This window comes from Arthrobacter sp. FW306-07-I (genome assembly GCF_021800405.1).
Taxonomy (GTDB): Bacteria; Actinomycetota; Actinomycetes; order Actinomycetales; family Micrococcaceae; genus Arthrobacter.
The window spans coordinates 3,566,053-3,581,798 of sequence record NZ_CP084550.1 but is presented as its reverse complement, the minus strand read 5'-3'; the positions used below and the strand labels follow the sequence as shown (position 1 = coordinate 3,581,798).

14 protein-coding genes are annotated in these 15,746 nt (G+C 66.0%); 10 read left to right on the top strand and 4 right to left on the bottom strand.

All coding sequences use genetic code 11. The features are described 5' to 3' along the window. Positions 1–19: 19 nt before the first annotated feature. Positions 20–1,177, top strand: coding sequence for an MFS transporter (locus LFT46_RS16670; RefSeq protein ID WP_442863695.1), 1,158 nt, complete (start codon positions 20–22; stop codon positions 1,175–1,177). Positions 1,178–1,255: 78 nt separating this feature from the next. Here the strand turns inward: LFT46_RS16670 and LFT46_RS16665 are convergent, their stop codons facing one another. Beyond that, positions 1,256–4,555, bottom strand: coding sequence for a family 78 glycoside hydrolase catalytic domain (locus tag LFT46_RS16665; protein WP_236820429.1), 3,300 nt, complete (start codon positions 4,553–4,555; stop codon positions 1,256–1,258). 2 nt (positions 4,556–4,557) lie between these two features. Then, positions 4,558–5,763, bottom strand: a complete 1,206-nt coding sequence (locus LFT46_RS16660; RefSeq protein ID WP_236820428.1) for a Gfo/Idh/MocA family protein — start codon at positions 5,761–5,763, stop codon at positions 4,558–4,560. Positions 5,764–6,017: 254 nt separating this feature from the next. Between LFT46_RS16660 and LFT46_RS16655 the strand changes: the two genes are divergently transcribed. The 6 genes from LFT46_RS16655 to LFT46_RS16630 all read left to right on the top strand — a co-directional run bounded on the left by LFT46_RS16655 (position 6,018) and on the right by LFT46_RS16630 (position 11,603). After that, positions 6,018–6,680 (top strand): YesL family protein, encoded by a 663-nt coding sequence (locus tag LFT46_RS16655; RefSeq protein WP_236820427.1) that lies wholly within the window; start codon positions 6,018–6,020, stop codon positions 6,678–6,680. Positions 6,681–6,807: 127 nt separating this feature from the next. After that, positions 6,808–8,340, top strand: coding sequence for an extracellular solute-binding protein (locus tag LFT46_RS16650; RefSeq protein WP_236820426.1), 1,533 nt, complete (start codon positions 6,808–6,810; stop codon positions 8,338–8,340). After that, on the top strand, positions 8,341–9,315 hold the full coding sequence (locus tag LFT46_RS16645; protein ID WP_236820425.1) for an ABC transporter permease: 975 nt from the start codon (positions 8,341–8,343) through the stop codon (positions 9,313–9,315). Beyond that, complete coding sequence (locus LFT46_RS16640; protein WP_236820424.1) at positions 9,315–10,187, top strand: carbohydrate ABC transporter permease; 873 nt, start codon at positions 9,315–9,317, stop codon at positions 10,185–10,187. The genes LFT46_RS16645 and LFT46_RS16640 overlap by 1 nt, the downstream gene beginning before the upstream one ends. 24 nt (positions 10,188–10,211) lie before the next feature. Continuing rightward, positions 10,212–10,904, top strand: coding sequence for a rhamnogalacturonan acetylesterase (locus tag LFT46_RS16635; protein WP_236820423.1), 693 nt, complete (start codon positions 10,212–10,214; stop codon positions 10,902–10,904). Then, on the top strand, positions 10,905–11,603 hold the full coding sequence (locus tag LFT46_RS16630; RefSeq protein ID WP_236820422.1) for a DUF1961 family protein: 699 nt from the start codon (positions 10,905–10,907) through the stop codon (positions 11,601–11,603). Positions 11,604–11,665: 62 nt separating this feature from the next. On the opposite strand, the gene LFT46_RS16625 is transcribed toward LFT46_RS16630, so the two are convergent. Then, complete coding sequence (locus LFT46_RS16625; protein WP_236820421.1) at positions 11,666–12,232, bottom strand: ABC transporter substrate-binding protein; 567 nt, start codon at positions 12,230–12,232, stop codon at positions 11,666–11,668. Positions 12,233–12,534: 302 nt separating this feature from the next. Here LFT46_RS16625 and LFT46_RS16620 point away from each other — a divergent pair, with 302 nt between their 5' ends. Continuing rightward, positions 12,535–12,912, top strand: coding sequence for a DUF7793 family protein (locus LFT46_RS16620; protein ID WP_236820420.1), 378 nt, complete (start codon positions 12,535–12,537; stop codon positions 12,910–12,912). A gap of 42 nt (positions 12,913–12,954) precedes the next feature. On the opposite strand, the gene LFT46_RS16615 is transcribed toward LFT46_RS16620, so the two are convergent. Then, positions 12,955–13,992, bottom strand: a complete 1,038-nt coding sequence (locus LFT46_RS16615; protein ID WP_236820419.1) for a LacI family DNA-binding transcriptional regulator — start codon at positions 13,990–13,992, stop codon at positions 12,955–12,957. 152 nt (positions 13,993–14,144) lie between these two features. Here LFT46_RS16615 and LFT46_RS16610 point away from each other — a divergent pair, with 152 nt between their 5' ends. Together LFT46_RS16610 and rhaI are read left to right on the top strand one after the other, a co-directional pair. Next, entirely contained in the window at positions 14,145–14,489 is a 345-nt protein-coding gene (locus tag LFT46_RS16610; protein ID WP_236820418.1) for an L-rhamnose mutarotase, read from the top strand. 88 nt (positions 14,490–14,577) lie between these two features. After that, entirely contained in the window at positions 14,578–15,744 is a 1,167-nt protein-coding gene (gene rhaI / locus LFT46_RS16605) for an L-rhamnose isomerase (protein ID WP_236820417.1), read from the top strand. Positions 15,745–15,746 lie beyond the last annotated feature (2 nt).

Here is a 15,746-nt window from a genome sequence, read left to right as displayed (position 1 = left end):
CTACCGGCTCTTCCTGGCCATGCAGCTGGCCGGCAGCCTCGGCGTGTGGATGCAGCGCCTGGCCCAGGACTGGCTGGTGCTGCAGCTGACCGGAAGCCCCGCTGCGGTGGGGGCCGCCGTCGCCCTCCAATTCCTGCCCATGCTCGTGGTGGGTCCACTCGCCGGACTGGTGGTGGACATCTTTCCGAAGCGCCGGATCATGATGGTGTGCCAGTCCATCATCGTCCTGCTGGGCCTGGGGCTCGCGGCCTGGGCTGCCGGCGGCACCATCACCGTGTGGGTGGTCTACGCCAGCTGCGTTGCCCTGGGCATCACCGCCGCGGTGGACCAGCCCACCCGCCAGGTCTTCGTCAACGAGGTGGTGGGCGACGCCGCGCTGCGGCCCGCCATCGGACTCAACAACGCGCTGTCACAGCTGGGGGCGATGGCCGGGCCGGCGCTGGGTGGCGTGCTGATTGCGCAGGCAGGGCCTGCAGCGGCCTTCGCCGCCAACGCGCTGATTGGCCTGGTGGTACTGGGCCTTATTGCCGCCGTCCGGCTCCACGAACTGCACCCCAGCGCGCCGGCCGCGCGGGGGCGCGGACAGGTGCTCGCCGGGTTCCGTTACGTCAGGGAGCGGCCGCGCCTGCTGCTCCTCATCCTGCTGGCGGGGCTCCTGGGCGCGTTTGGCATGAACGGACCCGTTGTCCTTGCCGCGTTCGCCCAGCAGGTGTGGCACAACGGCGTGGAGGGCTTCGGCCTGTTCAACACCGTCAGCGCCGTTGGGGCCCTGGCCGGTGCGCTCCTGGCCGCCCGGCTCGGCAACATGGGCCGCAAGGGCATCGTGGCCGCGGCGGGTCTCTTCGGACTGTCGCAGCTGGTGGCCGCACTGATGCCCAACCTGGTGCTGTTCATCGCCATGCTGGCGGTGGTGGGCATGATGACGCTGCTGTTCCTGACCAGCGCCGCCACCGCCGTCCAGCTCGAAGCCGGGCCCGCCATCCGAGGCCGGGTGATGGCGCTGTACCTGCCGCTCCTGTTGGGCGGGCACGCGTGCGGCGGCCTGCTGGCCGGCTGGCTGACCGAACAGTTCGGCGTCCGGGCCGGCCTGGTGGCCACCGGTGCTTTGGGAATGCTCTCCGCGGCCGTGGTGGGACTGCTGCTGTGGTGGCACGGGCGGCGCCAGGCCCCGGTTTGACGCTGCACCCCTGCGCGAGATGGCACTTCGCGGTAGTGGCTTGCGACGGGATTGCCGCGAAGTGCCAACTCGCAGGGTTCAAACGGGAGTGAACGTCCAGGTTCCGGTGTGGACGCGGAATTCGCGGGCGGCGCCGGGGGTTTGCTCGTCGGCTTCTGCAGCGGAATCCACGACGGCGGCATCCGCACGCTGGTCCTGCAGGATCCCAGGTCCCTGCACCCCGTAGCTGCCGGCGGGCAGGCGGACCGTGGCTGCGGTTCCGGGCGGCACCGTGCACTCCAGCTCCAATAAGCCGCCGCGGCGCCGCCAGTTCGCATGCACGTATCCGTTGCCCGCCGGAACGCTGCCGCGGGCATGCTTCAGCCGGCACGCGGGCGGTTCGATCAGCACGTCGTTGCCGCCAGGAACGGGGTAGCGGATGCCCAGCAGGTACTCCAGGATCTCCTTGACGACCGACGCGGACCAGGCATGCGACTGGCTGTAGTCCGTGCCGTCTTCCAGGTCCCAGGCCTCCCAAGTGAAGGTGGCCCCGCGGTCAAGGAGCCGGGCCCAGCCGGGCTGGTCCGTGTTGGTGAGGAGGTCCAGCACAGCGTCCGGTTTGCCTTGGCCCAGCAGGGCCCGGACCAGCCGGTGCACAGTCATGGGCCCCTGCCGCATGCCCATCCCGGCGATCCGGTCGGCATCTGTGGCAGCATATCCAGGATCGGTGATGCCCAGGGACAGCGGAAAGGATGTTGCGTGCTGGGAGGCGTGGGAGCTGGGTGTGCCATCGCCGTGGAGTCCGTCAACCATGACGCCGTCCACCCGGAGCCGGGTCCGGATGGCGTCGGCAAGGCCGCGGGCTGCGGCGGAATAACGGACCGCGGCGGACTCGTCGCCTGCCGCGCTACAAAGCCGGGCTGTCGAGACCAGCGCGCAGTAGGCCTGCGCGTTCACGGTGGTCTTGGCCGCGCATTCCATGTCGTAGCCGAACCGCCCGGGCGCGGGCCAGTCCACGATGCCGTGCAGGTAAGGTCCGGAGCCGCCGCCCAGCCTGGTGACCAGTCCCGCCGTCGGGCCCTCCGCCGGAACGTACCGCAGCGCATAATCAGCCGTGTCGCACAGGTGGGGGAGCAACTCCCGGACCAGGGCCAAGTCCCCGGTTCGCAGGTGGTACTCCTCGGCCCATTCCGGCAGCATCAGGGAGAAGTCGGGGATGTCCCGCTTGCCGTCGCCGTTGGGGTAGACGGCGTTGTAGCGGCCCTTTTCCCCTGCGGCGCTCCAGTAGCGGCGGGCGGACCATGCGAACTCCCGCAGGGCCTGCACCGTGCAGGTGTGCTCGCCGAAGAGCGCCATGGTGGCATACGAAATGTTGGCGGCGTCCGCCAGGAACTGGCCCTTCTCCCGGGTTGGGGTGTCCACGAACTGCTCCTGCACCCCGTAAAGCGCGGAGTCGCGCAGCAGCCCGAACACGGCGTCCAGGACCGGGTCCGAGCTGCTGAAGCTGCCTTCGCCGGGATGGCTGGCGTGGACGGTAGTGGCACCCACGCGGGACACCTCTGCGGCGTCGATCCCGGGCAGTTCAAGGTAGCGGAAACCCAGGTGCACCGAGGCGCGGAACTGCTGTGGCCCGGCCGCCTGGGTGTAGGGGAAGGACATGTCCGTGTTCTGGCTGGCGGTCTTCCCGGCGTCAACCCTGCCGTCGGGGCGGAGGGCGTAACCGGCCCGGAGCATCACGGTGCGGCCGGGGACTCCGTCAAGGAAATCCACCTCCGGGCGGGCGGGAAGGACCTGGCCGAAGTCCGCCACCATCGTGCCGTCGTCGGCGGTCAAAAACTGCCGCGGTGCCACGAACTCCCCGGCAAGGAGCGTCCGGCGGGGGTGCAGGCGGGGAAAGTCCGACGACGGGTGGCGGCCCGTAACCACAGCGGCAGGCAGGTCATCGGCCGGGTCGAGTGCCGCAGCGGCCAACCCGTCCAGGTGCTCGACCGGATCGCCCTCATCGTTCCGGTAGCCGGACTGGCGGTACGGCGCCTCGGCGGCGGACCAGCCGGGGCCGGAGGCGAGAACGTCCCGGCGGCCGTCGTCGTAGTCCACGGTGAGCCGGACCAGCAGGCCAGGGACCCCCGCTGCCCGGCCCTGGCCCGGGCCGTACCAGTGGAGCAGGGCCGTCACCGGGGCCGCCGAACCGGCGGGCTGCCCGGCCAGGATCTCCGTGACGTCGGCGGCGTCGTAATAGCCCTCGCCGGGGTAGCCGAACGATGTGGTGTTCAGGCAGGGCGTTCCGGCCACGGAGAGCTGGGCGTGGTGGTGTGCGGCAACATAGAGCCGCGCCCGCCGCACCGTCCCGGACAGCTGGAGGGCCGTGCGGAACAGGGTCCACTCGTCGGGCTGGCGGTGGGTGGTGGTCCGGGGCCACTGGGCCAGGCAGGCAAGGCCCTGGTTATCGTCCACGTCGAAGCGGTGGTCAAAAATGAGGGCTTCCGGCCTGCCGGCAGTGGTGTCGGTGAGCCGCAGCGCGGCGTACTCGGCCTGGCTCCGCGGGCCCTGATGCAACGCCAGCAGGGCGGAATCATCCGCAGCGGCGGGCTGGTCAACGGCCAGCAGCTCCGTCCCGTCCAGTGTGACGCGAATGGTCCTGCCGTCATCGGTGACAACCAGGTCCCGCCAGCTGCCCGGCGCCGGATCCTTGGCCCGGGCGCTGGCCAGTACCGGAGTGTCGGGCACGGGGGAGGGGATCTCCCATTCCGGGGCGGGACGCAGTACAGCGCTGCCGTCCGGGTCCAGTTCGAGCAGCAATCCGGTTCCGGCGCCGCTGCTGCGGAGCAGGAGCCCGGCGAAGCCCATCACGGGCCGCAGCCGCGCTTCAAGCCGGAAGCTCCGGAGCGCAGGGGAGGGGAGGGGCAGGAAAGGGGAACCGGCCACGCGGAGTGAATGATTGAGGATTTCCAGCGGGGCGCGTCCACCCGGGGCACGGCCCATCCAGCCGGCCTGCCAGGAGCCGTCACCGAGGCCGGTGCTGAAGGGTTGCAGGGCGGACCAAGAGCCAGGACTGCCGGCTGCGTCCAGAATGCGCACGCGCCACGCGTAGTCCGTGTCGTCCGCGAGCCGGGGGCCGCCGTAGGGAACACCCCGCTGTGTAGCGCCGGCCATCTGTCCGGAGCTCCACAGCACCCCGCCCCGGGCGTCCCGGATCTCAAGCTCAAAGCCCACCTGCCGTGCAAGGGCGGGGTCGGCGTCGTCATCCTGCCCGAGCTGCCAGCCGAACGCAGGGGACGGGGCCGCCGTCAGGCAGGGGGAAAGACCGTCCGTGAGGAGGTTGACGGCGTACAGCCGACCCTGGCTCCCGGGCCGGGTTGCACCCTCGGCTGCCGCCTCCTGCAGTCCCGCCCGGTCCATCATCAGAAGGCCGGGAGGTCAAAAACCGCGGGGGCGGCTGCAGCCCAGGGCAGGCCCAGCTCACTGAAGGTGGCATGTTGCCGGCCTGCCTGATCCAGGGCCTCCTCGATGCCGGCTACCACCGCGTGCGCGGCGTCCCCCTCGCCCTCCCAGCGCACGTAGGCGGGATCGATGGGAGTGGGAAGTGGTGCTGTGCGCACGGCCTCCAGCACGAGCATGAAGGCGCCACTGTCCTCCAGGCTGCTGATGAGCGGGACCCCGCGGGACCGGTGGGCCAGGAGGTTCTCCGTGAGGTCGTCCCGGCCATACGTTTCCTCAGTGCGTCCCGCCGCTGTTTCAACCGTGAGCCGGTCCTCGGTGTAGTGGAACACTGCCGTCCCGTTAGAGCCTTGGAGGGTCACGTAAGGCTCAACGGACTCCGAGGCGCAAATGGTCAGGGCACAGGTAATGGGCAGTCCGGCGGCGGTGCGGATCCGGATCACGGAGGTATCGTCCGATTCGATGTCATTGGCCCGGTACAACTCGGTTTCCACGGACGCCACATCGGTGGTGGTGCGCGCCCCGGCAATATGGAGTGCCGTTGCCACGGCGTGCGCCAGCGGATTGGTGGCCACGCCGTCCACCACGTCCACACCGTTGATGCTCCGTTTCCCGGCCCATCGGGAGCGCTTGTAGTAGGCCCGGTCCCGGACCCAGCGGCCGGTGGCGGAAATGCCCTGCAGGGTTCCGATGGTTCCCGCGGCCAGCAGGTCCTCGACGGCCTTCAGGGCGTGCGAGCCGAGGCTTTGGAAGCCGATCTGGACTCCACGGCCCGATGCTGCGGCGGCTTCGCACAGCCGGTTGAAGTCTGCAAGGGAGGCGACCGGCGGTTTCTCCAAGTAGAGTTCCGCATCCGTGGCCAGGGCGGCCAGGGCCAGCGGGGCATGGGTCTGGATGGGGGTGGCAACGATAACCAGGTCCAGGTCCCGGGTCGCCTTCAGGAGGTCGTCAAGCCCCGGGTAAACAGCGGCCGACGGCGGCACGGCACCCGGCGCCGGAGGCTGCGGGTCCGCCACGGCAACCAGTTCAACGCTGCCGGCGGCCTGGAGCCGTTCGAGGTTCCGGAGGTGGTGGGTGCCAAAGCCGTGTACACCCACCAGCGCAACCCTTGCCGCCGGTGTGGTGGCCGTGCCGGCGCCGCTGCCGGCGGTTTCCGTTGCCGTTCCCATCGTTCTCCGTTCTGACCGGCGGCACCACGTCGCGGGCACCAGTGTCCCAGGCGCTGGCATATTTCCAGCAAGCGCTTTCCATCACTCAGTGTGCGGCATTCGCGTACTTCGAGTCTAGTTATGTAACGATTCAAAAAACCACTTGACCGTGGTGTGACGGGAGGTCTAGATTTCGAGAAACCGATTACCAGCGTGATGCGGGACACGTTCCGCTTCGCCCCTGCAACGATCGAGAAACAGAAGGGAGCCGTGCCATGCTGTCCGGGACCTTCAGTGCGCGTGCCTACTCGTTTTTTGACACGCTTGTATGGATTGCCTGCCTGAACCTGCTCTGGATCGCGTTCACCGTGTTGGGCCTCGGTGTCCTTGGTGCCGGCCCCGCAACGGCGGCCGCGCAGATCCTGGTGCGAAAAAGGGCGGCCGGCGATGCTGCTCCGCTGCTGCGGGGCTTCGCTGCCGAATACTTCCGGAACTTTGGCAGGGCCAATGCCCTCTCGCTTCCGGTCATGGCCGTGGTGGCTGCGCTTGTCCTGAACTGGAACTACTTCTCAGGCGGCCACGGGATCTTCCCGCAGCTCATGGCCGTGGTCCTGCTTGTTGCGGGAGCCTTCGTCGCCGGTGCCTTCTGCTACGTGTTCCCGATGTACGCCAGGTACGAACTGCCGCTCCCGCAGTATCTGCTGATGTCGTCCCGGTTCGCGGTGCGGCACCTTGCGGGGACAGTCATCCTGCTGTTCGTGTCCGCGGCCGTGCTGTACGGCAGCAGCTGCCTTCCGGGGCTGATCCCGTTATTCAGTATGGGTGCCTGGCTCTACCTGACCGGCTGGCTGTGCGACCGCTTCTTCACCGCCAATGACCAGGCCGTAGAGCAGGTCGAACCTGTGGGGCAGGTCGTCCCGCAGGGCGCCTCCACCTAAAAGCAATTCCCCGGCAGCCGGGCTACCCCTGATGGTGGCAGGCGCATGCCTGTGTCGTTCAAATGAAACGTATCAACCCGGGGCGCCAACGCCCGAAGAACCCCAACGAAGTGGAAAAGGAAAATAAATGATCCGTAGGAAACTTACCCTTGCCGCCGCCGTCGTCACTGCGACGGCCCTGAGCCTCACGGCGTGCAGCGGCGGGGGTGACACACCGGCCGCGGACCTCACCTCGGTGTCCATCATGGCCCCGTTCCTTGAGGCGCAGCCGCCTGCAGCGGACGGTGCCGTCCAGAAGAAGCTCGAGGAACTCACAGGCAAGCAGGTCAAGATCAACTGGGCGCCCAACGCATCCTACGAGGACAAGACCAACATCACGCTGGCGGGGTCGGACATCCCGCAGGTCATGGTGATCCAGGGTAAAACTCCGGGCTTCGTCAAGAACGCCCAGGCAGGGGCTTTTTGGGACCTGACGGACAAGTTGGACAAGTACCCGAACCTCAAAACCACCTTCCCGGACATCCAGAAGAACGCCAGCGTCAACGGCAAGGTCTACGGCGTGTTCCGTGGCCGTGCCCCCATGCGCGCAGCGGTGATGTTCCGGCAGGACTGGCTGGACAAGCTGGGCCTGCAGCCGCCCAAGACCGTCGAGGACCTGTACAAGGTGGCCAAGGCCTTCACGGAGCAGGATCCGGACGGCAACGGCCAGAATGACACCTACGGCATCACCATCCCCAAGTGGGGTGCGCTGGGAACCAACAGCCCCTACGACCTGATCGAGGAATGGTACGGTGCCGGGAACCGCTGGACGGAGCGGGACGGGAAACTCGTGCCCAGCTTCGAGACGGACGAATTCCTCGAGGCGGACAGGTTCATCAAGAAGATGGTGGACGAAAAGCTCATCAACCCGGATTTCGCCACCTTTGACAGCACCAAATGGAACGAGCCGTTCTTCAACGGCAAGGGCGGCATCATTGTCGACGTCGATTCGCGCGTGAGCGTGCTGATCAACCTCTTTAAGCAGGCGGATCCCAACAACTTCCAGAACAAGGTGGGCTTCGTGGGCAATCTCGAAGGGCCCGACGGCAAACTGCACGCCCACCCCACCGACGGGTACTCGGGGTTCCTGGCCGTGCCCAAGGCCAGCGTCAAGACCGAGGCTGACCTGGACAAGGTCCTGCAGTTCCTGAACACCATGAACGGCAAGGACGTCCAGATCCTGCTGAACAACGGCATCGAGGGTGTGAACTTCAAGGTGGAGGACGGCAAGGCGGCCACCATCAAGCCGGAAACCCCGGAAGGCAAGGCCGTCACCACCGACATCAAGAGCTACGCACAGCTGGGCATGAACGTTGCCGGCAACGGGTTCTACCCCGTGAAGCAGCCCTCCGACTACGAGCAGCAGGTCTTCGACAAGCGCACGGACGTCATGGCGGAGGATCTCAAGAGCGCGGTCTACAACCCGGCAGCACCCTATGTTTCAGCCACGTACGTTGCCAAGGGCGCCCAACTGGACAACATCGTCGCCGATGCCCGGATCAAGTACCTGGCCGGCCAGATCGATGAGCAGGGCCTCAAGGACGCCATCAAGCTGTGGGACACCAGCGGCGGTAACAAGGTCAAGGAAGAGATCAACAAGCTCTGGCAGGACAACAAGTAAATGGCAGCCCCTGTCATCGACACCCTCGCCGGGGAGCGGGCGGGCAAGACCACTCCCGCTCCCCGGAAGGGGGGCAGGTTCTCCGTCCATTTCGCGCACTACAAGTGGCTGTACCTGTTGCTGCTGCCCGGCGTGGTGTACTTCGCAGTGTTCCGCTACGCACCCATGTACGGGGTGTCCATCGCCTTCAAGGACTACGTCCCGTTCCTCGGCGTGAACGGCAGCCCCTGGGTGGGTTTCCGGAACTTCGAGGACTTCTTCGCCAACCCCGACTTTCCCCGGCTCCTGGGCAACACCCTCATCCTGGCGTTCCTGAACCTGGGCGTGGCCTTCCCGCTGACCATCATCCTGGCCCTGCTGCTGAATGAGGTCCGGCTGTCCGTCCTCAAACGCACCGTCCAGACCCTGGTGTACATCCCGCACTTCCTGTCGTGGACCATTGTTGCGTCGCTGAGCTTCCTGCTGTTCGCCCTGGACATTGGACCGTTGTTCCAGTTCCTGAACAACGTCATGGGCACCAATATCGATTTCCTGAGCGACCCCGCCTGGTTCCGGCCCCTGATCGTGCTCCAGGAAATCTGGAAGAACACCGGCTGGGGCACCATCATCTTCCTCGCAGCGCTGGCCACCGTGGACCAGGACCAGTACGAGGCAGCGATCATCGACGGCGCCGGCCGCTTCCGCCGGGTCTGGCACATCACCCTGCCCGCGATCCGCTCCACAATCATCGTGATGCTGATCCTGGCCATCGGTCAGATGCTCAACACCGGCTTCGAGCAGATCTACCTGATGACCAACGCCCTCAACAGGGAAGTGGCCGACGTCTTTGACACCTATGTCTATTTCGTGGGCATCACCCAGGGTGCCTACAGCTACTCCACGGCGGTGGGCCTGTTCAAATCACTGGTGGGCATCGTGCTGATCTTCGGCACCAACTGGCTGGCCAAGCGATTCAACCAGAGCGGACTGTTCTAATGAAGATCCACAACACCCGCGGCGGCCGGATCTTTGACGCCGCCAACTACGTTTTCCTGTCCCTGGTCGGCATCATCACGCTGCTGCCGTTCGTTTACGTCTTCGCCGGGTCATTCGCCACTGAGGCCGAGATTACCCGCCGGGCATTCTTCGTCTGGCCTGAGCAGTTCACCTTGGGCTCCTACGAGTACATCTTCGCCACGCCGGCGTTCGTCCGCGCCCTGGTGACCACCATCCTGGTCACGGCGGTGGGCACCCTGGTCCAGCTGGCCTTCACCGTGACCATGGCCTACCCGCTGGCCAAGAAGACCCTGCGGGGCAGGAACGTGATCCTTTCCCTGGTGGTTTTCGCCATGGTGTTCTCCGGCGGCATGATCCCCACGTTCCTGCTGGTCAAGGACCTGGGCCTGCTCAACTCCTACTGGGCCCTGATCCTGCCGGCGGCCATCAACCCGTTCAGCCTGATCATCATCAAGAACTTCTTCCAGGAACTACCCGCCGAACTGGAGGAGTCGGCCAAGATGGACGGCGCTACCGAAATCGGGATCCTCTGGCGGATCCTGCTGCCGCTGTCCAAACCGGTCCTGGCTACGTTTGCGCTGTTCTATGCCGTGGGCATCTGGAACGACTTCATGTCGCCCCTGCTGTACCTGAGCGACAACTCCAAGTGGACCCTGCAGATGTACCTGCGCCAGGTCACTGCCGCTTCCGACCTGCTGGGCACCGGCAACGTGGACCCCAACTACATCCCGCCTGAACAGGGCATCAAGTTCGCCGTGATCGTGGTGGCCACCCTGCCCATCCTCATTTTCTATCCGTTCCTGCAGAAGCACTTCGCCAAGGGCATGTTGATCGGCTCCGTCAAGGGCTGACTCCCGCCTGGAGGAAAGGACACCATGAAGATACTGCTGGCCGGCGACTCCACCGTCGCCAACTGTCCCACGCAAGAGTTCCCCATGAGTGGCTGGGGCGCGCACCTGGCCCCGCTCACCTACACGTGGGCAGCAGTGCATAACTTCGCCAAGGGCGGGGCCAGCACCGAATCCTTCCGCAGTGAGGGGCTCTGGGCGGACCTGCTCGCCGCGGCAGGACCGGGCGACCTGGTCCTCATCCAGTTCGGCCACAACGACCAGAAGAAGCAGCATCTCGCGGCCCGCACCGGGTATGCGGCCAACCTGCGCACCATGGTGGCCGAGGTGCATGCCGTGGGCGCCGCTACGGCGCTTTGCACGTCGGTGGAGCGACGGCACTTCCTTGACGTGCCGTCGTCGGACGCTGTCCTGGAGGAAAGCCTGGAGGACTATCCGGAGGTGGTCCGCGAGCTTGCCCTGGAGCTGGGCGTCGCAGTTCTGGACCTGAACGCCTGGACGCGGTGCCTTTACCTTGGGCTGGGGCCGGACGGCTCCCGGGAGCTCTTTTGCCACTTCGCACCGGGTGGGCACGCACACTGGCCGGACGGCTTGGCCGACAATACGCATTTCTCCCAGCACGGGGCCGTGCTGGTGGCGGGGGAGGTGGCCCGGCAGCTTGGCGGCCTGGGCTACGGCGCGAAGCAACGGCTGGCAGGTACGACGGCGGGACGCGGCTAGGTGGGCAGCGCGGGCCTGGAGACAGGCATCCTTTACCGCAACCCGCTGGCCGGGCCGGACGATGTCGCCGGGTGGGTGGCGGAGGGGCCGCTACGCTTAGGCAGCCTTGAGGGCGCGCTGGAGCTGTCAGGCAGCCTGGATGACCAGGACTTCGACGACCATGCGCACTGGACGTTCTGGTGCCCGGAGGAATTTCCGGACGGCATCCGCATCAGCTGGGAATTTTTGCCCCTTAATGAGCCAGGCCTTGCCATGCTGTTCTTTGCCGCTGCGGGCCACGGCGGGCTGGACCTCTTCAGCCCGTCCCTGGCACCCAGGACGGGCTACTACCCGCAGTACCATTCGGGCGACATTGATGCCCTGCACGTCTCCTATTTCCGGCACAAGTACCAGTCCGAGCGGGCGTTCCGGACCTGCAACCTGCGCAAGAGCGCGGGGTTCGAACTGGTGGCCCAAGGTGCGGACCCGTTGCCTCCCGCGGAAGACGCCACGGACTTCTATCGGCTGGAAGTGCTCAAGGACGGCCCGCTGGTGGCGTTTTCCATCAACGCGCTGCCGCTCTTCGAATGGCGTGATTCGTCGGACAAGGTACTTGGCGGGGGCCGGATCGGCTTCCGGCAGATGGCACCGCTCCGGGCTGCCTACCGAAACCTGGTGGTGGAGAAGCTCCAGGCGGCACGCACCTGCACGGGACAGTAAAGCGGGCGGCCCTTTCGGGGCCGCCCGCTTTACTGGCGTTCCAGGTTCTTGACCTGCCGGAACTAGAGGCCCAGGATGCGGTTGAGCAGGTTGGCCAGGCCGCTCAGGCCCGTCCCGCCGTCCAGGAGCCCGGTGACGGCGCAGAGGAGGTTGCCCACCAGGTTGCCGGCTCCGGTCTGGGAGGTGATGTCGAGGACCACCTGGTTCAGGTCCACGTTGAGTCCCAGGAGATCCAGGTGCAGCGGCCCGAGGACCAGGTTCAGGATGTCGCAGCTGCCGCCGCTGGCGAGGGCAGCAGCGGTGGAGGGTGCGGCTGCAGCGGTGGTGGTTACCGTCTGGGTGACAGGGGTGGCCACGCCGTTAAGGTCCGTGAAGGTACCCTGCACCAGGCCGGTGACGGTCAGCTGGCCGTTCTGGGCGTTGAAGCCGGACGGCGTGAACGAGCCGACGAAGGTGCCAACGCCGTCAATGGTCTGGTTGATGGTTCCCGTTACGTTGGCAACCTGTGATGACTGGGAAGCGGCAGAAGGAGCCGCTGGAGCCGCTGCCGTCGCCGGGCCTGCCATGCCAAAGAGCATGGCGCCGGAGAGGGCAATGGCGGTGACTGAAGCTGAGACCTTTGTTCGCATTTTCGGTAGATCCTTTCAGCGCCGGGTTGCGGCGCAATGAACCCCCCGAGGCTCCGCCCCCATGGAGAACCCCGGCGGAACTGGTTATTTCAAATGCAGTTGTTTCGGATGCAGCCCCCGCGGGCCGCGACTCGCAGCTGCCGGATGGTGATCCGGGCCACGGCACGTCGACCAACCTATTAGTAAGTATGCTGATTAGTCAAGCCGCTTGCAGGCTGTTGGGCATGGGCGCCGTGTTCCGGGTTCCCTGCACTAAGGCAAGATAGGGGAGTCAGTAACTGCCCACTGGAGGAAGGCGGGATATGGAACCCGTAATGGTCGACGGCGGCAAGGGCACTGTGGAGTTGCGCGCCGACGGCATCATCCACCTCATCTGGGAGCCCAGCGTCCGGATAGAAGTTGAGGATGCGACCGCGGCCATGGCCGCGGTGAACCGCATAGCCGGCGAAGGAACCTATCCCATGCTGGTGGACATGGCCACCACCGAGAATGTCAGCATCCAGGCACGCTCCGTCTTCTCCATCCCCTGCGCGGCCAACCGCATCGCCCTGCTGGGGGCAAGCCCTGTGGACCGGATCATCGCGAATTTCTTCTTGGGCGTCCACGTCCCGCCGTGCCCCACGCGCTTCTTCACTTCCCGGAGCGACTCGATGAAGTGGCTGCAGCAGTCCGGCAAGTAGCCTTTCCCGGTGTCCGTCGCCGCTGGGCCGGCGAGTTCTGTGTCAGCCGGCGCTGGGCCCGCTTGTGCCGCGTGCGGCAGTGCTCTGCCGGACCACCAGTTCTGGGGTGAACACCACGGACCGGTGGACGGGATTCTGCGACTCCACTTCCTCGGACAGCAACTCGATGGCCGTCCGGCCCAGTAGTTCCGTCGGCTGGCGGATGGAGGAAAGCGGAACCACGGCCGAGACTGAAAAATCGATGTCGTCATAACCGATCAGGGCCACGTCTTCGGGGATGCGGAACGTGTGGGTCATGGTGAGTGACTGCATGACGCCCAGGGCCAGGAGGTCGTTGGCGCAGAAAATGCCCTCCGGCAACTCGGCCCTGCCCCGCTCCACCAACGTGTCGCCCACGCTGCGTCCGGCCAGGACGGTCTGTCCCTCGGCTTCCAAAACCTCCAGCATTGCGTCCGGCTCCTCCTTTACGGCCCGCTGGGCCCCCTGGAGGCGGTCTGCCACCTGCCGTATGGAAGTGGGACCGCCAACAAAGGCGAGTCGACGGCGGCCGGTGTCCAGCAGGTGCCGGGCGGCAAGGTATCCGCCGGCGTCGTCGTCCACGGCAACCGAACTGAACTTGGATTCGTCAGCCAGCCGGTCCACCAGCACCGTGGGCACTCCGCGTTCGCGGAGGAGGTCCAGCCTGTCCGTGACATCGCCAACGGGTGAGATCAGCAGGCCCTGCACGCGCTGCTCCTGGAAGAGGTCGATGTAGTTCGCCTCACGCCCTGCATTGTGGCCGCTGTCGCCGAGCAGGACTGCACTTCCCTGCAGCGCGGCGGCGTCCTCCGCCGCACGGACCACGGAGGTGAAGAAGGGGTTGCCCACGTCCAGGACAATGAGTCCGATGGTGCGGCTGTGCCCCACGCGGAGCTGCCGGGCGGCATCGTTGCGGACAAAGCCGAGGTCGTCGATGGCGCGCAGCACCCGCTCCTTGGTCCGATCCGACACCCGGTCCGGATAGTTCAGGACGTTGGAGACCGTGCCTACGGCCACGCCCGCGTGGGTGGCGACGTCCTTGATGCTGGCTGTGCGGTTCATCGATTCTCCGTGCTGATATGCCCGCGGCAGCTGGTTCCGCGCGGGAAATCAAAAGTTCTTGCCATTGCTTGACACCTGCTTAAATCCAAGAGTACTTTGAATCGTAACAATGAAACGATTCAAAGAATCCAAAAGTTTGTAGAGGAGTTCCAGTGAGGGTGTGCTTCCGTTCCTCGGTGCAACCGGCGTTGATGGATGAGTACCGCCGGCGGCACGCAGCGGTTTGGCCCGAGATGCTGCACGCCCTCAAGGAGGCAGGCTGGCATAACTATTCCCTCTTCCTCGGAGAAGACGGCCTCCTGGTGGGGTACGTGGAGTGCGACGACTTTGACGCCGTCCGTGCCCGCATGGCCCTGACGGAGGTGAACGCCCGCTGGCAGGCGGAAATGGCAACGCTTTTCGAAGATTCCGGCCAGGCGCCCGACGAAGGGTTCCAGGTCCTTGAGGAAGTCTTCAACCTTGACAGCCAGTTGGCGTCCCAACCCTCCGCGGGCTGACCGGGGCACAAAAAACCAGCAGGGCTCCAGCAGCGGGGCATCAACCACAACGCATCAGAATGACGCTCAAACACCGGAAAGAACCATCATGAACGACGTAGCAACGGCGCTGGGCAGGCTCGAGGAGCTTGCAATCGAGGTCCCTTCGTGGGCCTATGGAAATTCGGGAACGCGGTTCAGGGTGTTCGGCACGCGCGGCACCCCCCGGACCGTCCAGGAGAAGCTGGCGGACGCCGCCAAGGTCCACGAGCTGACCGGACTGGCGCCCACCGTGGCCCTGCACATCCCGTGGGACAAGGTGGATGATTATGCGGCCCTGAAGGAATACGCCGCCGGCCTGGGCGTGGGCCTTGGCACCATCAACTCCAACACCTTCCAGGACGACGAGTACAAGTTCGGCTCGCTGACATCCTCCAACGAGTCCGTCCGCCGCCGCGCGATCGACCATCACCTGGATTGCATCGACATCATGCATGCCACGGGCTCGAAGGACCTGAAGATCTGGCTGGCGGACGGCACCAACTACCCGGGCCAGGACGACATGCGCGGCCGGCAGGACCGGCTCGCCGAATCCCTGCAGGAGATTTACGCCGCCCTGGGCGATGAGCAGCGCCTGGTGCTGGAGTACAAGTTCTTCGAACCGGCGTTCTACCACACCGATGTTCCGGACTGGGGCAGCTCCTATGCCCAGACCCTGGCGCTGGGCGAGAAGGCGTTCGTCTGCCTGGACACCGGCCACCATGCCCCGGGCACGAACATCGAGTTCATCGTGATGCAGCTGCTGCGCCTGGGCAAGCTGGGCTCCTTCGACTTCAACTCCCGCTTCTACGCCGACGACGACCTCATTGTGGGTGCAGCGGATCCGTTCCAGCTGTTCCGGATCATGCATGAGGTAATCCGCGGCGGCGGGTACGGCAAGGACTCCGGCGTGGCCCTGATGCTTGACCAGTGCCACAACCTTGAAGAGAAGATCCCGGGCCAGATCCGCTCGGTGCTCAACGTCCAGGAAATGACGCTGCGCGCCCTGCTGGTGGACACCGCAGCCCTGAACGAAGCCCAGCGCGCCGGTGATGTCCTGGCCGCCAACGGCATCTTCAATGACGCCTTCTACACCGACGTCCGGCCCATCCTGGCCGAGTGGCGTGAATCCCGCGGGCTGCCCGCGGACCCGATGGCCGCGTTCAAGGCCAGCGGCTACCAGAAACAGATCAACGAGGACCGCGTGGGCGGCCAGCAAGCCGGATGGGGCGCCTGAGG